The sequence below is a fragment of the Pseudomonas sp. WS 5532 genome (assembly GCF_012985445.1).
Lineage (GTDB): Bacteria > Pseudomonadota > Gammaproteobacteria > Pseudomonadales > Pseudomonadaceae > Aquipseudomonas > Aquipseudomonas edaphica.
The window spans coordinates 735852-756157 of sequence record NZ_JAAQWK010000001.1; the positions used below are offsets into that span (position 1 = coordinate 735852).

Sequence of the window (20306 nt, forward strand, 5' to 3'; positions counted from 1 at the left end):
GGCCCGCATGTTGATCAACCCGCCACCAACACCCGAATCGCCTCCAACCGTAGCGCAGCCTTGTCGAGCATGGCCAGGCCTTGCTCGCGCTGGTTGCGCAGCGCCACCAGCTCGCTGTCGCGCACGGTCGGGTTGACCGCTTGCAACGCGGTCAGGCGCGCCAGTTCTTCGTCGGTGTCGGCTGCCAGACGGCGTTTCGCCTCGGCCACACGCTCGGCGTGGCGCGGGGTGATCTTCTCTTCGCCGGCGTTGATGCGCGGCGTCAGCTGATCGCGCTGGGCCTGCACAAACTTGTTGGCGCTGGCGCGTGGCACGCTTTCCAACTGGTCGTTCAAGGTTTCAAACGACACACGACCGGACAGGTCATTACCGTTGGCATCCAGCAGGCAGCGCAAGGCGGCCGGTGGCAGGTAGCGGCCCAGTTGCAGCGAGCGCGGCGCAACCACTTCACTGACGTAGAGCAGTTCGAGCAACACGGTGCCTGGCTTGAGCGCCTTGTTCTTGATCAGCGCCACGGCGGTGTTGCCCATCGAGCCGGACAGCACCAGGTCCATGCCGCCTTGCACCATCGGGTGTTCCCAGGTGATGAACTGCATGTCTTCACGCGACAGCGCCTGGTTACGGTCGTAGGTGATGGTCACACCTTCGTCGTCGCCCAGGGGGAAGCTGGCGTCGAGCATTTTTTCGCTGGGCTTGAGGATCAGTGCGTTTTCCGAATGGTCCTCGCTGTCGATGCCGAAGGCGTCGAACAGGGTTTCCATGTAGATCGGCAGGGCGAACTGGTCGTCTTGCTCAAGAATGTCTTCCACCAGCGCATCGCCTTCACCCGCGCCGCCGGAGTTGAGCTCCAGCAAGCGGTCGCGACCGGTGTGCAGTTCCTGTTCCAGACGCTCGCGCTCGGCACGCGCTTCGTCGATCAGGGCTTGCCACTCGCCGTCGTCGGCGTTTTCCAGCAGCGGCAGCAGGCGTGGGCCGAACTGATGCTGCAAGGCGTTGCCGGTCGGGCAGGTGTTGAGGAACGCGTTCAACGCTTCGTGGTACCACTGGAACAGGCGCTCTTGCGGGCTGGTTTCCAGGTACGGCACGTGCAGTTCGATCACATGCTTCTGGCCGATCCGGTCCAGGCGGCCGATCCGCTGTTCCAGCAGGTCGGGGTGGGACGGCAGGTCGAACAGCACCAAGTGGTGGGAGAACTGGAAGTTGCGGCCTTCACTGCCGATTTCCGAGCAGATCAGCACCTGGGCGCCGAACTCTTCGTCTGCGAAATAGGCAGCAGCGCGGTCACGCTCGAGGATGTTCATGCCCTCGTGGAACACCGTGGCCGGGATGCCGGAGCGCACGCGCAGGGCGTCTTCCAGGTCCATGGCGGTTTCGGCGTGGGCGCAGATCACCAACACTTTGGTGCGCTTGAGCATTTTCAGCTGGTCGATCAGCCACTCGACGCGCGGGTCGAAGCGCCACCAGCGGTTTTCTTCTTCAACATCCGGTTGCGATTGGAAGCTGACTTCCGGGTACAACTCGGCGTGTTCGCCCAGCGGCAGTTCGAGGTATTCGTCCGGGTTCGGCAGCGGGTAGGCATGCAGCTTGCGCTCCGGGAAACCCTGCACGGCGGCGCGGGTGTTACGGAACAGTACGCGGCCGGTGCCGTGGCGGTCGAGCAGCTCACGCACCAGGCGTGCGCTGGCTTCGGTGTCGCCATCGTTGACGGCGGTGAGCAGTGCTTCACCTTCGTCACCGAGGAAACCCTGGATGGTTTTGTGCGCTTTTGGCGACAGGCGGCCCTTGTCCAGCAGTTCCTGCACGGCTTCGGCTACCGGGCGATAGTTCTCGCTTTCGGCGCGGAAGGCGTGCAGGTCGTGGAAGCGGTTCGGGTCCAACAGACGCAGGCGTGCGAAGTGGCTGTCCTGGCCCAGTTGTTCCGGGGTGGCGGTGAGCAGCAGCACGCCAGGGATCACTTCGGCCAGTTGCTCGACCAGCGCGTATTCCGGGCTGGCTTTTTCTTCATGCCACACCAAGTGGTGGGCTTCGTCGACCACCAGCAGGTCCCAGCCGGCGGCGAACAGCGCGTCCTGGGCCTTCTCGTCGTCCACCAGCCATTCGAGTGCAACCAGTGCAAGCTGAGTGTCTTCGAACGGGTTGGCGGCATCGCTTTCGATAAAACGCTCTTCGTCGAACAGCGCAACCTGCAGGTTAAAGCGGCGGCGCATTTCCACCAGCCACTGGTGTTGCAGGTTTTCCGGCACCAGGATCAGCACGCGGTTGGCGCGACCCGACAGCAACTGGCGATGAATCACCAGGCCGGCTTCGATGGTCTTGCCCAGGCCCACTTCGTCGGCCAGCAATACCCGTGGCGCGATACGGTCAGCGACTTCGCGAGCGATGTGCAGTTGGTGAGCAATAGGTTGTGCACGCACGCCGCCCAGGCCCCACAGCGAGGACTGCAACTGACGGCTGGTGTGTTCCAGCGTGTGATAGCGCAGCGAGAACCAGGCCAGCGGGTCGATCTGCCCGGCGAACAGACGGTCGCTGGCCAGACGGAACTGGATGAAGTTCGACAGTTGGGTTTCCGGCAGGGTGACCTGCTCGTTCTGCCCATTGAGGCCGTGGTAGACCAGCAGGCCATCGACGTCGTCGACTTCCTGTACGGTCATTTTCCAGCCTTCGAAATGGGTGATGCTGTCACCCGGCGAAAACCTCACACGAGTGAGGGGCGCATTCCGTAGCGCATACTGACGAGTGTCGCCAGTGGCCGGATAGAGCACGGTCAACAAGCGCCCGTCCTGTGCCAGAACGGTGCCTAACCCCAGCTCTGCTTCGCTGTCACTAATCCAGCGTTGCCCCGGTTGATACTGCTGCGCCATGCTGCCTGACTCCCGCCGTGAAAAAGCCGACTATTCTAACGGAACACGGCTTCCAGACCAAAAGGAATAGCTGCAGCTTCAAGCTTTAAGCTCCAAGCGGCAAGAAAAAGGGCGATATGTTCGTCGGATAGATGACGATTGGTTCACAAGTTGGGGGCTTGATGCTCAAGTCGCCCCTCCCGCAGCCGACAGTCTGCGCAATAGGAGACTAAAAACCATGCTGCCACCCATACTGCCCTTGAGCGTTGTACCGGTCACGTCGCAACTTGATCCGGTGCGCCAGAAGCCGGATATCCCGCCCGTGGTGCCCGTGCAGGCCGGCTCCAACGAAAGCACCATCGACCTGAAAAAGGGCGATGCCGAGCAGTCGACTTTGTTACTGCGCGAAGAACAACGCCGCCAGCAAGAACAGCAGAAACGCCGGCGCGAAGCGGATGAAGACCCTGACGCGCACTTGGCGATCCCCGGCGATGAGCTCAACGCCGACAACACCGTGCCGGTAGCGCCGCTGATCGAGGACGCGCCGCGCCAGGGTTTGTGGGTGGACGTCGAGGTTTAATCGCGCAATTCGCGCAGCGCGGCGATCAGCAACTCGATGTCGTGTTCGGTGTTGAGTGGGCTGACAGAAACCCGCGCGATGCTTGTAAGACCCCGCGCCTGCATATCCAGAGGCGTGTAGGCCACACCATTGGCGCCGATGTTGATGCGCTTTAATCCCAGCCGACGTTTGAGTTCAAACGCCTCCCAGCCGGCGAGGTTAAAGGCGATCAATCCTGAGTGAACCGTGCCCAGATCGTGCAGGGAAACGCCCGGAATCTGACGCAGCGCGTCGCGGATTCGTCCGCTAAGCTGCAAGACCCTTTCCCATGTCCGCTCCACGCCCAGTCGGTTAACTTCCTGCAACGCATTTCCCAACCCCGCCAATAAGGCGTAGGACACTTCGCTGGTTTCAAAGCGGCGGGCATCGTTACGCAGGTCGAACCCTTCAACGGTCCAGGGCGCCGAGAACACGTCGCGCTGGGCGGGGTTCAGGCGTTGCAGAAAGTCTGGTCGCACATACAGCAGCGCCGTACCCCGCGGCCCGCGCAGGTGTTTACGCCCGGCCGACTTGAGCACATCGCAGTGCAGCGCCTGCACATCCACCGGCAACTGGCCGACCGCTTGGCCGGCGTCGATGAAGTAGGGGATTGCGTGGCGCCTGGCCACTTCGCCGATGGCTGGGGCAGGGTTGATCAGGCCGCCGTTGGCCGGCAGCCAGGTCAGGTCGATCAGCTTGACGTTGGCATCAATCATTGCTTCCAGCGCCAATGGGCAGACTGCGCCGGTTGCATCGCAGGGAATCACCTCCACTCGGGCACCCGCTTGCACGGCCAACTGCATACTCGCCAGGTTGCCGCCCCATTCATGGCGCCCAACCAGGATGCGATCGCCCGGCTGCCACGGCCCCAAGGCCTGGAAAGCCAGGCTCCAGGCGGTTGAGCCGCTGCTGGCGAAGGCAATCGAGGAGACGGGCGCATTGAGTAATTGCCCAGCTGCGCGCCGGGCTTTTTCTACCAGGATCGCGCCATGCTCGCCGGCCTCCATCGGGCCATCGCGGGCTTCGCGTTGCAACTGGTCGATGATCGCGTCGAGGGTGGCTTGGCTCGGCAGCGAGGCACCGGCATGGTTGAAGTGCACGATGCCTGATTGGCAGCCAGGTGTGTCGTCACGCAGATGCTGGACCTGCAGCGGGCTCACGACAGCAGCTCGAAAATTGCGTCCACCTCCACGGCGACGCCGGCGGGCAGGCTCGAGACGCCGACGGCGGTGCGCACGTGCCGGCCTTTGTCGCCCAGGGCATTGACCACCAGATTGGATGCGCCATTGGCAACTACGCTTTGGCGCGTGAAATCGCCGCTGCTGGCGATGAACACGCCCAAGCGGAGAATGCGCACTACACGCGACAGGTCATCACCGATGGCAGCACTTAACTGGCCGAGCAAGCCCAACGCCGCCAGCTCTGCTGCCTGGGCACCTTCTTCATCGCTGAGGGATTGCCCCAGCCGGCCGATGTAGGCGGGTTTGCCGTCGAGCATAGGAATTTGCCCGGAGATAAACAGCTGGTTCTGGCTGACCACATGATTGATGTAATTGGCCGCCGGCTGGCTAGGGGTTGGCAGCGTCAGGCCAAGGGCTTGTACGCGTTGGCGGATGGAGTCGCTCATGTTGGATCCTCTTGGGTTAAGAGGTTTGAGCATGTTTGTTGTATCAATGGGCGACAAACGGATAGATCTCACTCGACGTATCGAAATAGCTCATGCATCGGCGCAGGTGTCTTTCAACCATTGACTGAAGCATTCGACCGCTTGGCTCGCAGGGCCTTGAGGCACGATCAGCCAGTAACCGATTTCACTGTGGTAGGGCGGCCAGTCAAAGGCTTCTACCAGGCTGCCGTCCTTGAGCCTGCGCTCTATCAGGCGGTGACGGCCCATGGCGATGCCTTGGCCAGCCACGGCGGCTTCGACCACGATGTTGTAGTCGTGCAGCAGCACGCGGGAATGGTGGTCGAGGTTGACCTGGTAGTGCGCCGACCAATCCGTCCACTCGAAAGGGCGGTGCGAGGTGGCTATCAACAAGGGCGCATTGTGCAGTTGGCTGGCCTTGAAGGCCGGGCTGCACACCGGTGAAATGACTTCCGCCATCAAACGCGTGGCCTGTACATCGGGCCAGTCGCCCTTGCCATAGCGGATGGCCAGGTCGACCTCGGCGGTGGCGACGTTGGCTAATTGAATCGCGGGCAGCAGTTCCACCTGGATATGCGGGTAGCGGTTGAGAAACCCGGCCAGACGCGGGGCCAGCCACAGGGTGGCAAACGAGGCCAGCAGGCCCACGCGCAAAATTGTGGTCGTGGGGGCGACTTTCTGCGCGCGGGTGGCGGCGGCGATCATATCGAGGGCCGGGCGGATTTCGTCGTAGTAACCTTGGCCGTCGGCGGTCAGATCAATCGCGCGGGTGCGTCGGATAAACAGTGGTTTGCCCAGATACTGTTCGAGCTTTTGCACTTGGTGGCTGAGTGCGCTCTGGGTAACCGACAACTCATTGGCGGCCTTGATAAAACTCAAGTGCCGCGCCACCGCCTCAAAAGCGCGCAGGGCCAGCAGCGGCGGAAGGTCATTGTGCAGTGCCAACTGAGTGCGCCTACAGGGTAAGTTGGAAAGTGTCGATTTTGGGCGATGTGCTTCCTTTTGTCGCCCGCAGATTCTCCTGTCGTAGTTTGGGGATATGCCCTACATCTCCCCGGGCAGCCGTGCGCAAAGCTCTGTGTCTTTTTTGAGACGGTAGAGCGATGAAACTCCCTATAAAGGCAAATGTGATCGGGTTGGCTGTTTCAATGGGCCTTTGCGCGGGCGCAGCAGCGAATGAGTCACCGCTGGTCGGGGCCTGGAAGCTGGTCGGCTATCAGGTCGAGTCCCAGGATACCCGTGAGAAAATTCCGGCAATGGGCAGCCGTCCTTCCGGGCGCGTTATTTTTACCGCGGATCATCGAGTGGCTTTCGTGTTGACCGGTGAGGGAAGAAAAGCCGGCGCTTCCGACGCTGAAAAATCAGCGCTGTTGAATACGCTGGTGGCTTATACCGGTATTGAGCGGGTCGAGGGCAATCAATGGTGCACAGAGGTTGATTCTGCCTGGAATCCGGCGTGGGTGGGGACGGTGCAATGCCGCGATTTTCAGGTCAGGGGCGATACGCTGGAAGTGCTGACGCCCTGGCGCCAAATGCCGAATTGGCCGGGGACTACACGTTCCATCATTACATTTGAGCGGGATAAATAAGCGCCAGGAAAGAGAAGTACGAGGATTTTCACCCTGGCATTTGCCGTCGAGCGGGAGAGGCCGCATTATTGAGCCATTCCCGCCACGACGTAAGCCCAGCCATGAGTGAAGACGACAAACTGATCGACCTGAATGCCGAACGTGCCAAACGTGTGCATGACTTGAATGACAAGCGCCTGAATGAAGTTCGCCAGGCATTTGAGCAGGCGATGCCGCTTGGCAAAGTTAAGAAAAAACCCAAGAACAAGCCGAAAAAGCGTTGAAACAGCCTGCATTTGTTGATGCAGGTCAGTTATTACCCTTCTTTAAGCCCCGTTGCGGGCGACATTGATCCCGGTCAATTTTCCACTCCGCCTTCTCCATTAACTTAGCCCTATCGCAACAGGGCATGAGCAGGAGGCCGGTCATGTTTTTCGATAATGTGGTGTTTGCCGGGGTGCTGACTGTCAGCCTCATGGTGCTGTTTTTTGTAGGGTTTGGGATTTTTATCTGGAAGGACGCTAATAAGCGTAAAGAACCGTAAGTTCTTCTGGGTTACATGAGCACGCAAGGCATTTTGGGCGACTTCGGTCGCCCTTTTTTTTGCCTGCTATTTAATGTGATCGTTCCCACGCTCCGCGTGGGAATGCCGCCGAGGACGCTCTGCGTCCCGCACCTGTAGTTGTGAGATAAAAAAAAGCGCGATCCCCATCAGGATCGCGCCTTCTTTTTCAGCCGCAGCCTATCAACTACCCAATGCCTTGGACGCCAGCCAGAACAACCCGGCCGACAGGCCCACGGTTGCCGGCAAGGTCAACACCCAAGCCATCAGGATGGTCTTCACCGTGCCGCCTTGCAGGCCGCTCTTATTGGCAACCATGGTGCCGGCCACGCCTGAAGACAGTACGTGAGTGGTGGAAACCGGCAGGCTGAAAATGTTGGCCAGGCCAATCATGCTCGCCGTGGTGATCTGTGCCGACATGCCTTGGGCATAGGTCATGCCCTGCTTGCCGATCTTCTCACCGATGGTCAGTACCACACGCTTCCAGCCCACCATGGTACCCAGGCCCAGGGCCAGTGCGACGGCGAGGATCACCCAGAACGGGGCGTACTCGGTGGTGGCGGTCAAGTCTTTGCGCAGCTTGTCCAGGTCGGACTTCTCACGCGCATCCAGGCCCGGCAGCTTGCCGACTTTCTTCGCGGTGTCGTCCAGGCACAGCAAGTAGCGGCGCACTTCAATGCGGTGCTCGGCAGTCAGCGAGTGGTAGTCGGAAACGCCTTTCAGGGTTTCCATCAATGCATTGATAGTCGGCTCGGTCTGCTGCGGGTTGCACCGAAACTTGCCCGGCAGGTCGTCCTTCACGCTTTTGCCCAGTGCCAGGAACTCGCCGAGCGTGGCGTTATTGCGCTCGTAAAACTGGCTCAAATGCACGGTGGCATCGCGAGTACGTTCAATCTGGTAAGTGGTGCTGCCCAGGTCGAGTACGAACTGCGCCGGTACGATACCGATGAGCACCAGCATGATCAGGCCGATGCCTTTCTGGCCATCATTGGAGCCGTGTACGAAGCTCACGGCCATGGCCGAGATCACCAGTACCAGACGGTTCCAGAACGGTGGGTGCTTCTTGTCGTCAAGTTTGCGGCGCTGGTCCGGGGTCTTGTGCATTTTCGACAGTGGGCGCCACCATTTCAGGCCGATCAGCACCAGAGCTGCGACCAGGAAGCCGGCCATCGGCGAGAACACCAGGGAAGCACCGATATCGATGGCTTTCTGCCAGTTCACACCGTCAGCCAAGGGGATGTCGTTGATCAGGGCATTGGCCAGGCCGACACCAAGGATCGAGCCGATCAAGGTATGGGAGCTGGAGGCCGGGATACCGAAGTACCAGGTGCCCAGGTTCCAGGTGATCGCCGCTGCCAATAAAGAGAAGACCATTGCCAGGCCATGGCCGGTGTTCACATTGATCAGCAACTCCACCGGCAGCAAGTGCACGATGGCGTAGGCGACGCCGACACCACCGAGCAACACGCCGAGGAAGTTGAACACCCCGGAGAAGAACACGGCCAGGTGCGGCGGCATGGCTTTGGTGTAGATGACTGTGGCCACCGCGTTAGCGGTGTCATGAAAGCCATTGATGAACTCGAAGGCGAGGACAAAGGCCAGGGCGAGCAACAGGCTCACTAGAACCCAAGCATCCAGTCCGCTGAATAAATCGATCATGAAGGTTTTCTGACCCGGTCGTAAGGGGGCGCGATTATGCCAGAAAACCTCAGTAATCGATGCATTAGCTGCTCATCGGTAACAATCTTCACTGAAAAAACACCGGGCAAAGCGGCGCATCCCAGGGTTTTCGGGGCTTTGGCAAGTCTTTGATTTATAAAGTGCGGGGCCGAAAAGACACGGATTTGTCATGCAAACGTCATGTCTGAAACATTTGTATGAAATTTCGTTGGCGGCAGCAGGACGCTGACCAATGGTGAGCCAAGCCAATGCACGGTGCCTTCCGCCGGCGCTGGGCCGGCAGAGACAGCAAGACCCTGGAAACTCTGAGCGAAGGGCTTATGGCTCTTCGGTCTTGAGTTCCTGTTCAATCTTTTGAATTTCCTGGGCAAATGCCTGATCCAGCAAACTGGCCCGTTTGCGCCAGGGTTTGCGCTCGGGTTCAGGTTGCGCGGCGTAGGTGGTGACTTCCCCGCCGTAAACGTCCTTGTAACGTTGTTCCTGGCGCTCAAGTTCCGCGCGCAGTTCGTCTTTCGTCACAGTGTTACCTAATTAAGTTGAGTGTATTGACGGTGCAGCGTCATGCCTGAAAGTCGTCCTCGGGTTGTTCAAAATTGAACAGTAGAACCATTCAAGTTTGAAAAAGGGCCAAAGGGCAGATCTTATAAACAGGTATGTGTGACCGATGATGCCTGTAACGCGCATCGCCTCGTGAGCTCCACTCCCGATGATAATGAAATCGGGCTGACCTCTGCACAAGCTGCATTATAGCGGCGCATTTGGATAAAACTATCAGCATTAAGTTAAAAAGCGTCAACTTCGTGTGAGACTTTTGTTACATGAAGGTGTGAGTCATTTGCGTGTTTTGCGCATGACTGTAGTGGTCTACCCGGCTGTCGGGTTCCATCGGCAAAATTGCGATAATCGCATGGCTGTCCGATAATCGCCCGATGTTGCGTGCGCAACCTTGTGCATCCCGGCCGGCACGGCTTGTAATGGCGGCCAACCCTCCCTGCGGTTGAAAACAAGAGAAAGGACCCTGGAAATGAACGATCAATTGCGCAACTCCTTCGCATCAGTGGCGCCGCCGATCGTGGCTTCACCGGCCAAGCGTATCCAGGCGTTTACCGGTGATCCGGACTTCATGACCTCCCTGGCGCGCGGCCTGGCAGTGGTGCAAGCGTTTCAGGAGCGCAAACGCCACCTGACCATCGCCCAGATCAGTCATCGCACCGAAATCCCGCGTGCCGCCGTGCGCCGTTGCCTGCACACCTTGATCAAGCTCGGTTATGCCACCACCGATGGGCGCACCTATTCGCTGCTGCCCAAAGTCTTGACCCTGGGGCATGCGTATTTGTCCTCCACGCCATTGGCCGTATCGGCCCAGCCTTACCTGGACCGTATGAGCGAGCAATTGCACGAGGCTTGCAACATGGCGACCCTGGAAGGCGACGACATCCTTTATATCGCCCGCTCGGCCACCACCCAGCGCCTGATCTCGGTGGACCTGTCGGTGGGCGGGCGTTTGCCGGCGTATTGCACATCGATGGGGCGCATCCTCCTGGCGGCGCTGGACGATGCCTCGCTCAAGGACTATCTCGACCACGCCGACCTGCAAACCAAGACCAGCCGCACCCTGACCACGCCCGAAGCCTTGTTCGAATGCCTGCAACAAGTGCGTCAACAAGGCTGGTGCATCGTCGATCAGGAGCTGGAGCAGGGCTTACGCTCCATCGCCGTGCCGGTGTACGACGCTTCCGGCCAGGTGTTGGCCGCGCTCAATGTCAGCACCCACGCCGGGCGTGTCAGCCGCAGCGAGCTGGAGCAGCGGTTTTTGCCAAGCATGCTCAGCGCCAGCCGCGAGTTGAGTGCGCAACTGTTTGCCTAAGTGTTCGGTGACCGCACAGATCCCGGCTTGATCAATTGACGCTGTTTCCCCCGACTTATTACTGTGCGGCAGCGCTCTGAAGAGCCGCCCAATAATAATGACGACCCCAGGTCGTTGGCCCGCCATCGGTGTGGAATAAAAATAATGAATCAGCCTTCTGTCGGTACCACCCTGGACGTGCAGTCCTTTATCAACGCCCAGCCACTCTCGCGTTACCAGTGGCGTGTGGTAATCCTGTGTTTCCTGATTGTCTTCCTCGATGGCCTCGACACCGCTGCCATGGGCTTTATTGCGCCTGCGCTGTCCCAGGACTGGGGCATCGACCGCGCCAGCCTCGGCCCGGTAATGAGTGCCGCGTTGATCGGCATGGTGTTTGGTGCGCTCGGTTCCGGCCCGCTGGCGGACCGTTTCGGGCGCAAAGTGGTGCTGGTGAGTGCGGTGTTGGTGTTTGGCGCATTCAGCCTGGCCTCGGCCTACAGCAGCAACGTCGACCAACTGCTGGTGTTGCGCTTCCTGACCGGGCTGGGCCTGGGCGCAGGGATGCCGAACGCCACGACGCTGCTGTCCGAATACACCCCCGAGCGCCACAAATCGTTGCTGGTGACCAGCATGTTCTGCGGTTTCAACCTGGGCATGGCCGGCGGCGGGTTTATCTCGGCCAAGCTGATCCCGGCGTTTGGCTGGCATAGCCTGCTGCTGATCGGCGGCATTCTGCCGTTGATTTTGGCGGTGGTGCTATTGGTATGGCTGCCGGAATCGGCGCGTTACCTGGTGGTGCGCAACCGCGGCACCGACAAGGTGCGTAAAACCTTGTCTCCCATCGAACCTACGATCGTTGCCCAGGCGAGCAGCTTCAGCGTGCCCGAGCAAAAAAACGTCAAGGCGCGCAACGTGTTCGCGGTGATCTTCTCCGGCACCTACAGCGCCGGCACCCTGCTGCTGTGGCTCACCTACTTTATGGGCCTGGTGATTGTTTACCTGCTGACCAGTTGGCTGCCGACCCTGATGCGCGACAGCGGCGCCAGTATGGAACAGGCAGCCTTTATCGGCGCGTTGTTCCAGTTCGGCGGCGTGCTGAGTGCGGTCGGCGTGGGCTGGGCAATGGACCGCTTCAATCCCCACAAGGTCATCGGCACTTTCTACCTGTTGGCCGGGGTGTTTGCCTACGCCGTGGGGCAGAGCCTGGGCAATATCACCGTACTGGCGACCTTGGTGTTGATCGCCGGAATGTGCGTCAACGGCGCGCAATCGGCCATGCCGTCCCTGGCTGCACGCTTCTACCCGACACAGGGCCGCGCGACCGGTGTGTCGTGGATGCTCGGCATCGGTCGCTTCGGCGCGATCCTCGGCGCGTGGATGGGCGCCACCTTGCTGGGCCTGGGCTGGAACTTCGAACAAGTGCTGACGGCGCTGGTGATTCCGGCGGCGTTGGCCACGGCTGCCGTGGTGATCAAGGGCATGGTCAGCCATGCGGATGCTACCTGATCCCCGCGCGATTCAAGTGGGCGCTAAATTGTGTGGGAGCTGGCTTGGGTGGGAGCTGGCTCCCACATAAGCCAGGCCCTCAGACTGAGCGAGTTTTCGTAAACGATTAGCTAGACAACAATCCGTTCGATAATCGAACGCTGAGTCGATTATCGGATTGTTTGGCCCATTTGCCCGGCTTAATCTTCAAGCACTTCGGCGCCACCTCAGCGCCTTTTTCGATCAACACCGGGAGCCCAACCCCATGGCTGAAATTCTCACCCTGCGTGATGCGGTCAAGCGCTTCGTGAACGACGGCGATACCGTCGCCCTCGAAGGCTTCACTCATCTGATCCCTACAGCAGCGGGTCATGAAATCATTCGTCAGGGCAAGAAAGACCTGACGCTGGTGCGCATGACGCCTGACCTGATCTACGACCAGTTGATCGGTGCCGGCTGCGCGCGCAAGTTGATTTTCTCCTGGGGCGGCAACCCGGGCGTGGGTTCCCTGCATCGCCTGCGCGACGCCGTTGAAAAGCAATGGCCGCAGCCGCTGGAGATCGAAGAACACAGCCACGCCGACCTGGCCAATGCCTACGTTGCCGGAGCCTCGGGCCTGCCGTTTGCGGTGCTGCGCGCCTATGCCGGCTCCGACCTGCCCAAGGTCAACCCGCTGATCAAAACCGTGACCTGCCCATTCACTGGCGAAGTGCTGGCGGCCGTGCCGTCGGTGCGTCCGGACATCACCGTGATCCACGCACAAAAGGCCGACCGCAAGGGCAATGTGCTGCTCTGGGGCATTCTCGGTGTGCAGAAGGAAGCGGCCCTGGCGGCCAAGCGTTGCATCGTCACCGTCGAAGAAATCGTCGATGACCTGAATGCACCGATGAACAGCTGCGTGCTGCCGACCTGGGCCTTGACTGCGGTGTGCCATGTACCCGGTGGTGCGCACCCGTCCTACGCCCACGGCTACAACGAGCGCGACAACCGCTTCTATCAGGCGTGGGACCCCATCGCCCGCGACCGTGGGACCTTTACCGCGTGGATCGACGAATACATCCACGGCACCGCTGACTTCAGTGAATTCCAGGCCAAGCTGGCCCACGCGCAGGAGGCCAAGTAATGGCTTACTCGACCAATGAAATGATGACCGTCGCCGCCGCGCGCCGCCTCAAGAACGGCTCGGTGTGCTTTGTCGGCATCGGCTTGCCTTCCAAGGCCGCCAACCTGGCACGCCTGACCTCCTCGCCGGACGTGGTGCTGATTTACGAATCCGGCCCGATTGGCGCCAAGCCAAGCGTATTGCCGCTGTCGATCGGTGACGGCGAACTGGCAGAAACCGCCGACACGGTCGTGCCGACCGGTGAGATTTTTCGCTACTGGCTGCAAGGCGGGCGCATCGACGTCGGCTTTCTCGGCGCCGCCCAGGTCGACCGCTTCGGCAACATCAACACCACCGTGGTGGGCGACTATCACCAACCCAAAGTGCGCCTGCCGGGTGCCGGTGGCGCGCCGGAGATTGCCGGTTCCGCCAAGAGCGTGTTGATCATCCTCAAGCAGTCGGCGCGTTCGTTTGTCGACAAGCTGGACTTCATCACCTCGGTCGGCCATGGCGAAGGCGGTGACTCACGCAAGCGCCTGGGCCTGCCTGGCGCCGGCCCTGTAGGGATTATTACCGACCTGTGCATCATGGAGCCGGAGGAGGGCAGCCATGAGTTTGTGGTCACCGCCTTGCACCCTGGCGTAACCCGCGAGCAAGTGGTGGCAGCCACCGGTTGGGCGATTCGTTTTGCCGACCACGTAAGCACCACCGCCGAGCCGACCGACGTGGAGTTGACCGCGCTGCGTGATCTCGAAGCGCGCACTGCTGCTGCCCACGGCCAAGCACCGGGAGAAGCCTGATGCGCGACGTCTTTATCTGTGATGCCATCCGCACGCCCATCGGCCGTTTCGGCGGTGGCTTGTCCACGGTGCGCGCCGATGACTTGGCAGCGTTGCCAATCAAGGCACTGATCGAGCGCAACCCGTCGGTGGACTGGAGCGCGGTCGACGAAGTGTTCCTCGGCTGCGCCAACCAGGCCGGTGAAGACAACCGCAACGTCGCGCGTATGGCGTTGCTGTTGGCGGGCTTGCCGCAAAGCATTCCGGGCGTGACCCTCAACCGCCTGTGCGCCTCGGGCATGGACGCGATCGGCACGGCCTTCCGCGCCATCGCCAGCGGCGAAATGGAGCTGGCGATTGCCGGTGGCGTCGAGTCGATGTCCCGTGCGCCGTTCGTGATGGGCAAGGCTGACGCGGCGTTTTCGCGCAACATGAAACTGGAAGACACCACCATCGGCTGGCGTTTTATCAACCCGTTGATGAAGGCCCAATACGGCGTGGATGCGATGCCGCAAACGGCCGATAACGTCGCCGACGACTACAACGTGTCCCGCGCCGATCAGGACGCCTTCGCCCTGCGCAGCCAGCAACGCACCGCCGCCGCGCAAGCCGCCGGGTTCTTTGCTGAAGAAATCGTGCCGGTGCGCGTCGCCCATAAAAAAGGCGAAACCGTGGTGGAGCACGACGAGCATCCACGCGACACCACCCTGGAGGCCCTGGCCAAACTCAAGCCGGTCAATGGCCCGGATAAAACCGTCACCGCCGGCAATGCGTCGGGCGTGAATGACGGTGCGGCGGCGCTGATTCTGGCGTCTGCCGAAGCGGTCAAAAAGCACGGCCTCACCGCCCGCGCTCGCGTATTGGGCATGGCCAGCGCCGGCGTTGCGCCGCGGGTGATGGGCATCGGCCCGGTGCCGGCGGTGCGCAAACTGGTGGAGCGCCTTGGTTTGGCGGTCACCGACTTTGACGTGATCGAACTCAACGAAGCCTTCGCCAGCCAAGGTCTGGCGGTGCTGCGTGAACTGGGGATCGCCGACGATGCCGCGCAGGTCAACCCGAACGGCGGCGCCATCGCCCTTGGCCACCCGTTGGGCATGAGCGGCGCGCGGTTGGTGCTGACGGCACTGCATCAGTTGGAGAAAACCGGCGGCCGCAAAGGCCTGGCGACCATGTGTGTGGGCGTCGGCCAAGGCCTGGCCCTGGCGATTGAACGCATCTGATAAGAGAGGATTGCTCCATGAGTGACAAGCCCGGTTACCGGCGCCCGCAAGCGGGCACCCAACCTGATTACCTGCACCCGGCCTACCAGTCGACGAACCTGCGTTCGCCGTCTCAGCCATTGGTGTTTCTGCCGCACTCCTTGTCGGAAATCACCGGCCCGACCATCGGCGCCGAGCGGATCAACGAGAAGGACAACGACCTCACCGCCCAGCACGAAGGCGAGCCCCAGGGCGAGCGCATCATCATCCACGGCCGTGTGCTGGATGAAAACGGCCTGCCGGTACCGGGCATTCTGGTGGAGATCTGGCAGGCCAACGCCGCCGGTCGCTACAACCACAAGCGCGACCTGCACGACGCGCCGCTGGACCCGAACTTTACCGGCACCGGCCGCACCGTCACCGACGCCGACGGCTGGTATCAGTTCCAGACCATCAAGCCCGGCGCCTACCCGTGGGGCAACCACCACAACGCGTGGCGCCCGGCGCATATCCACTTCTCGCTGTTTGGTCCCAGCGTACTGACGCGACTGGTCACGCAGATGTATTTCCCCGGTGACCCGCTGCTGGAATACGACCCGATCTACAACTGCGTGCCGGACACCAGCGCCAAGCAGCGTCTGATCGCGCGTTTTGATCTGGAAAAAACCATTCCGTCCTATGCCCTCGGCTATCGCTGGGACATCGTTTTGCGCGGCCGCGACGCCACGCCGATGGAGAAATGAGATGACCCTCAATGCGACCACGTCCCACACCGTCGGGCCGTATTACCACATCGGCCTGACCTGGCTGAACCGCGAAGACCTGACCGTGCCGGCCACCTTGGGCGAGCGCGTGGCAATCAGCGGGCAGGTGGTGGACGGCAACGGTGATGTCGTCAACGACGCCATGCTGGAAGTCTGGCAAGCCAATGCCGCCGGCAAGTACGACCACCCCGAAGACGAGCAGGCCAAGGCTGTCGACCCCAACTTTGAAGGGTTTGGCCGGGTGCCGGTGGATGCCGAAGGCCGCTTTCGGTTTACCACCATCAAGCCGGGCAGTGTGCCGGGCCTGCAAGGCACGACCCAGGCGCCGCATCTGGTGGTGCTGGTGTTTGCCCGTGGTTTGGTCAAGCACCTGCTGACGCGGATCTATTTCGATGGCGAAGCGTTGAATGGCGATGACCCGTTGCTGGCGTGTGTGCCTGCGGAGCGTCGCGCTACGTTGATTGCCAAGCCGGATGCGCAAGGTGTGCATCAGTGGAATGTGATTTTGCAGGGCACAGACAAGGAAACGGTGTTCTTCGATTATTGAGTTGAGCTGGCGGGCGCCATCGCGGGCAAGCCCGGCTCCCACATTTTGAACTGTGAACAGGTTCAAAGGTGGGAGCTGGCTTGCCTGCGATGGCGCCCTCAAGGCCGCACCTATGCAAAAGTCTGCTTGCGGAACATGGTTGTTGCAAAGTATGTCTAGGCTATAACCGTTCCCACTGAGTAAAAAAACATGACAACAAAAACGAGTCACTACACCGGAGAAGAACGCAGCAAACGGATTTTTGCGATTGTCGGGGCCTCCTCCGGCAACCTCGTCGAATGGTTCGACTTCTACGTCTATGCCTTCTGCGCGATTTATTTTGCCCCGGCGTTTTTCCCCTCGGACGATCCCACGGTCCAGTTGCTCAACACCGCCGGGGTGTTTGCTGCCGGATTCCTGATGCGACCCATCGGTGGCTGGCTGTTTGGCCGAGTGGCCGACAAGCACGGGCGCAAAAACTCGATGATGATCTCGGTGCTGATGATGTGCGCCGGTTCGCTGGTCATTGCCTTTTTGCCCACCTACAAAGATATCGGCGCCTGGGCGCCGGCCTTGCTGCTGGTGGCGCGCCTGTTCCAGGGCCTGTCGGTGGGTGGCGAATACGGCACCACGGCGACCTACATGAGTGAAGTGGCACTCAAGGGCCAGCGCGGCTTTTTTGCCTCATTCCAATACGTGACCCTGATCGGCGGCCAATTGCTGGCGGTGCTGGTGGTGGTGATCCTGCAACAGATCCTGAGTGAAGAAGAACTGCGCGCCTGGGGCTGGCGGATTCCGTTCGTGATCGGTGCCATTGCTGCGGTGATCTCCCTGCTGCTGCGTCGCACCTTGAAAGAAACTACCAGCAAGGAAATGCGTGAAGACAAAGACGCCGGCAGCATCGTCGCGCTGTTCCGCGACCACGGCAAAGCCTTCATTACCGTGCTGGGCTACACCGCCGGTGGCTCGCTGATTTTCTACACCTTTACCACGTACATGCAGAAATACCTGGTGAACACCGTGGGCATGCACGCCAAGACGTCGAGCTACATCATGACCGGCGCGCTGTTCCTGTACATGTGCATGCAGCCGCTGTTCGGCATGTTGGCGGACAAGATCGGTCGACGTAATTCGATGCTGTGGTTCGCAGGCCTGGGCACGCTGTTCACCGTGCCGATCCTGCTGACCTTGAAAACCGTCACCAGTCCGTTCCTGGCCTTTGTGCTGATCACCCTGGCCTTGGCGATCGTCAGCTTCTACACCTCGATCAGCGGCCTGGTCAAAGCGGAGATGTTCCCGCCGCAGGTGCGCGCACTGGGTGTGGGCCTGGCGTATGCGGTGGCGAATGCGATTTTTGGTGGTTCGGCCGAAGTCGTTGCGTTGAGCCTGAAATCCATTGGCATGGAAAATACCTTTTACTGGTACGTCACCGCGATGATGGCGGTCGCTTTCCTGTTCAGCCTGCGTCTGCCCAAACAGGCGGCTTATCTACATCACGACCTCTAGGGATGAGTTATGACACTGCGCACGAGCAATCAACTGTTCGACGCTTACTTCACCGCTGACAGCATGGCCGAAGTGTTCTGCGACCAGGGACGTTTGCAGGGCATGCTGGATTTCGAAGCGGCGCTGGCCCGGGCCGAGGCCCGGGTCGGGTTGATTCCCCAAGCCGCCGTCGCGCCGATTGCCCAGGCGTGCCTGGCGTCACTTTACGATGTGGACGCCCTCGGTGAGGCGATTGCCTCGGCGGGGAACTCGGCGATTCCACTGGTGAAGGCCTTGGGCAAATTGATTGCCGCTGAAGATGCCGGCGCCGAGCGTTACGTGCACCTTGGCGCGACCAGCCAGGATGTGATGGACACCGGGCTGGTGTTGCAACTGCGCCAGGCGTTGACGCTGATTGAAGCGGACCTGGCGCAATTGGGCGAGGTGCTTGCTGTGCAGGCCCAGCGTTATGCCGACGTGCCCCTGGCCGGGCGAACCTGGTTGCAGCATGCGACGCCGGTCACCCTCGGAATGAAAATCGCCGGTTGGCTGGGCGCGGTGACGCGCAGTCGCCAACGCCTGGCCGAGCTGAAGCCGCGCTTGCTGGTGCTGCAGTTTGGCGGCGCGTCCGGCACCCTGGCGGCACTCGGTGAGCACGCCATGCCGGTGGCGCAGGCCTTGGCGGCTGAGCTGCAACTGGGCCTGCCCGAGCAACCCTGGCACACCCAACGTGATCGACTGGTGGAGTTTGCCGGCGTGCTCGGCCTGATCGCCGGCAGCCTCGGCAAGCTGGGGCGCGACCTCAGCCTGTTGATGCAGACCGAAGCGGCGGAGGTGTTCGAGCCGTCTGCGCCGGGCAAGGGCGGCTCATCGACCATGCCGCACAAGCGCAACCCGGTGGGCGCCGCCGTGTTGATCAGCGCTGCCACCCGCGTGCCGGGGCTGGTGGCGACGATGTTCAGCGCCATGCCCCAGGAGCACGAGCGCAGCCTGGGCCTGTGGCACGCCGAGTGGGAAACCCTGCCAGAGATTTGTCGGCTGGTGTCCGGTGCCTTGAAACAGGCGCTGTTGGTGAGCCAAGGCTTGGAGGTCGACCCCGAGCGCATGGCGCACAACCTCGACCTGACCCAAGGGCTGGTGCTGGCCGAAGCAGTGAGTATCGTGCTTGCCCAACGCCTGGGCCGCGAGACCGCTCACCATCTATTGGAGCAATGTTGTAAACGCGCCGTCGCCGAACGGCGACATCTGCGCGCGGTTCTGGCGGACGAAGCACAGGTCACCGCCGAGTTGTCGGCGGTGGAACTGGACCGCCTGCTCGATCCGGCCCATTACTTGGGCCAGGCTCAAACCTGGGTTACCCGTGCGGTGACCGACCATTTTGCTTTGACTGCGTAAGGAGACCGCCGTGGCATTTGTACAACTGGCCGAAGGCCCATTGCATTACCAACTGGACGGGCCTGAGGGCGCGCCGGTGCTGGTGTTGTCCAACTCGTTGGGCACCGACCTGCATATGTGGGACATCCAGATCCCGGCCTTCACCCAGCACTTTCGCGTACTGCGTTTCGATACCCGTGGCCATGGCAAATCCCTGGTCACCGAAGGGCCGTACAGCATCGAGCAGCTGGGTCGCGATGTGATTGCGTTGCTCGATGCGCTGGATATTCAGCGTGCGCATTTTTGCGGGCTGTCCATGGGCGGCCTGATCGGCCAATGGCTGGGCATCCACGCAGGTGATCGCCTGCTGCGCCTGGTGGTGTGCAACACCGCCGCCAGGATCGGCACGCCGGAGATCTGGAACCCGCGAATCGAGATGGTTTTGCGTGACGGTGCGGCAGCCATGGTAGCGCTGCGCGATGCGTCGATTGCACGCTGGTTTACCGCCGATTTCGCCGCCGCCAACCCGCACCAGGCCCAGCAGATTACCGACATGCTTGCCGCCACGTCGCCCCAAGGTTACGCCGCCAACTGCGCAGCCGTACGCGATGCGGATTTGCGCGAGCAACTGTCCACGATCCAAGTGCCGACCCTGGCGATTGCCGGCACCGAAGATGCCGTTACGCCGCCGGCCGGCAGCCGCTTTATCCAGAATCAGATCAAGGGCGCCGAGTACGCCGAGTTCTACGCGGCGCACCTGTCCAACGTACAGGCCGGCGCCGCGTTCAGCGACCGCGTGCTGGCGTTCCTGTTGGCTGATTAAACCTGTGGCAGCGAGCTTGTTCTGGAGAGC

General features: G+C 61.1%; 20 protein-coding genes. 14 read left to right on the top strand and 6 right to left on the bottom strand.

The genetic code is table 11. The features are described from left to right. Positions 1 to 14 precede the first annotated feature (14 nt). Positions 15 to 2861, bottom strand: coding sequence for an RNA polymerase-associated protein RapA (rapA, locus tag HBO23_RS03465; protein WP_170036502.1), 2847 nt, complete (start codon positions 2859 to 2861; stop codon positions 15 to 17). Positions 2862 to 3078: 217 nt separating this feature from the next. Here rapA and HBO23_RS03470 point away from each other — a divergent pair, with 217 nt between their 5' ends. Continuing rightward, entirely contained in the window at positions 3079 to 3420 is a 342-nt protein-coding gene (locus tag HBO23_RS03470; protein WP_017137220.1) for a hypothetical protein, read from the top strand. On the opposite strand, the gene HBO23_RS03475 is transcribed toward HBO23_RS03470, so the two are convergent. The 3 genes from HBO23_RS03475 to HBO23_RS03485 form a co-directional block, all read right to left on the bottom strand. Further along, entirely contained in the window at positions 3417 to 4598 is a 1182-nt protein-coding gene (locus HBO23_RS03475) for an aminotransferase class V-fold PLP-dependent enzyme (RefSeq protein WP_170036504.1), read from the bottom strand. The genes HBO23_RS03470 and HBO23_RS03475 overlap by 4 nt on opposite strands. Beyond that, positions 4595 to 5065, bottom strand: coding sequence for a RidA family protein (locus HBO23_RS03480; RefSeq protein WP_017137222.1), 471 nt, complete (start codon positions 5063 to 5065; stop codon positions 4595 to 4597). The genes HBO23_RS03475 and HBO23_RS03480 overlap by 4 nt, the downstream gene beginning before the upstream one ends. Before the next feature lie 90 nt (positions 5066 to 5155). Further along, complete coding sequence (locus tag HBO23_RS03485; protein WP_170036506.1) at positions 5156 to 6028, bottom strand: LysR substrate-binding domain-containing protein; 873 nt, start codon at positions 6026 to 6028, stop codon at positions 5156 to 5158. 158 nt (positions 6029 to 6186) lie between these two features. Here HBO23_RS03485 and HBO23_RS03490 point away from each other — a divergent pair, with 158 nt between their 5' ends. The 3 genes from HBO23_RS03490 (at position 6187) to ccoM (ending at position 7195) form a co-directional block, all read left to right on the top strand. Beyond that, entirely contained in the window at positions 6187 to 6672 is a 486-nt protein-coding gene (locus HBO23_RS03490; protein ID WP_099548593.1) for a lipocalin-like domain-containing protein, read from the top strand. 101 nt (positions 6673 to 6773) lie between these two features. Further along, the gene (locus HBO23_RS03495) at positions 6774 to 6935 is read left to right on the top strand and encodes a hypothetical protein (RefSeq protein WP_017137225.1); all 162 of its coding nucleotides are present in this window, start codon (positions 6774 to 6776) and stop codon (positions 6933 to 6935) included. 143 nt (positions 6936 to 7078) lie between these two features. Further along, entirely contained in the window at positions 7079 to 7195 is a 117-nt protein-coding gene (gene ccoM / locus HBO23_RS34040) for a cytochrome c oxidase subunit CcoM (protein ID WP_017137226.1), read from the top strand. A 201-nt stretch (positions 7196 to 7396) separates the two neighbouring features. Here the strand turns inward: ccoM and HBO23_RS03500 are convergent, their stop codons facing one another. Both HBO23_RS03500 and HBO23_RS03505 read right to left on the bottom strand, forming a co-directional pair. Beyond that, positions 7397 to 8872: an inorganic phosphate transporter gene (locus tag HBO23_RS03500; RefSeq protein ID WP_017137227.1), complete on the bottom strand. Its 1476-nt coding sequence runs from the start codon at positions 8870 to 8872 to the stop codon at positions 7397 to 7399. A 339-nt stretch (positions 8873 to 9211) separates the two neighbouring features. Continuing rightward, positions 9212 to 9412 carry a hypothetical protein gene (locus tag HBO23_RS03505; RefSeq protein ID WP_003189295.1) on the bottom strand — a complete coding sequence of 67 codons (201 nt, stop codon included), beginning with the start codon at positions 9410 to 9412 and terminating at the stop codon, positions 9212 to 9214. A gap of 505 nt (positions 9413 to 9917) precedes the next feature. Here HBO23_RS03505 and pcaR point away from each other — a divergent pair. The 10 genes from pcaR to pcaD all read left to right on the top strand — a co-directional run bounded on the left by pcaR (position 9918) and on the right by pcaD (position 20276). After that, entirely contained in the window at positions 9918 to 10760 is an 843-nt protein-coding gene (gene pcaR, locus HBO23_RS03510; RefSeq protein ID WP_017137228.1) for a pca regulon transcriptional regulator PcaR, read from the top strand. 144 nt (positions 10761 to 10904) lie between these two features. Then, on the top strand, positions 10905 to 12245 hold the full coding sequence (locus HBO23_RS03515; RefSeq protein WP_170036508.1) for an MFS transporter: 1341 nt from the start codon (positions 10905 to 10907) through the stop codon (positions 12243 to 12245). 244 nt (positions 12246 to 12489) lie between these two features. Then, positions 12490 to 13347, top strand: a complete 858-nt coding sequence (locus HBO23_RS03520) for a CoA transferase subunit A (protein ID WP_017137230.1) — start codon at positions 12490 to 12492, stop codon at positions 13345 to 13347. Beyond that, on the top strand, positions 13347 to 14126 hold the full coding sequence (locus HBO23_RS03525; RefSeq protein ID WP_058421725.1) for a CoA-transferase subunit beta: 780 nt from the start codon (positions 13347 to 13349) through the stop codon (positions 14124 to 14126). The genes HBO23_RS03520 and HBO23_RS03525 overlap by 1 nt, the downstream gene beginning before the upstream one ends. Then, positions 14123 to 15325, top strand: a complete 1203-nt coding sequence (gene pcaF, locus HBO23_RS03530) for a 3-oxoadipyl-CoA thiolase (protein ID WP_169985849.1) — start codon at positions 14123 to 14125, stop codon at positions 15323 to 15325. Before HBO23_RS03525 ends, pcaF begins: the two co-directional genes overlap by 4 nt. Positions 15326 to 15342: 17 nt before the next feature. After that, a complete protein-coding gene (gene pcaH / locus HBO23_RS03535) occupies positions 15343 to 16047 on the top strand; it encodes a protocatechuate 3,4-dioxygenase subunit beta (RefSeq protein ID WP_017137233.1) in 705 nt (234 codons plus the stop codon). A 1-nt stretch (position 16048) separates the two neighbouring features. Then, positions 16049 to 16615, top strand: coding sequence for a protocatechuate 3,4-dioxygenase subunit alpha (pcaG, locus tag HBO23_RS03540; protein WP_017137234.1), 567 nt, complete (start codon positions 16049 to 16051; stop codon positions 16613 to 16615). A gap of 189 nt (positions 16616 to 16804) precedes the next feature. Then, positions 16805 to 18100, top strand: coding sequence for an MFS family transporter (locus tag HBO23_RS03545; RefSeq protein WP_017137235.1), 1296 nt, complete (start codon positions 16805 to 16807; stop codon positions 18098 to 18100). A gap of 9 nt (positions 18101 to 18109) precedes the next feature. Beyond that, positions 18110 to 19474 carry a 3-carboxy-cis,cis-muconate cycloisomerase gene (locus tag HBO23_RS03550; protein WP_169985440.1) on the top strand — a complete coding sequence of 455 codons (1365 nt, stop codon included), beginning with the start codon at positions 18110 to 18112 and terminating at the stop codon, positions 19472 to 19474. Positions 19475 to 19484: 10 nt separating this feature from the next. Further along, positions 19485 to 20276 carry a 3-oxoadipate enol-lactonase gene (gene pcaD / locus HBO23_RS03555; protein WP_017137237.1) on the top strand — a complete coding sequence of 264 codons (792 nt, stop codon included), beginning with the start codon at positions 19485 to 19487 and terminating at the stop codon, positions 20274 to 20276. Positions 20277 to 20306 lie beyond the last annotated feature (30 nt).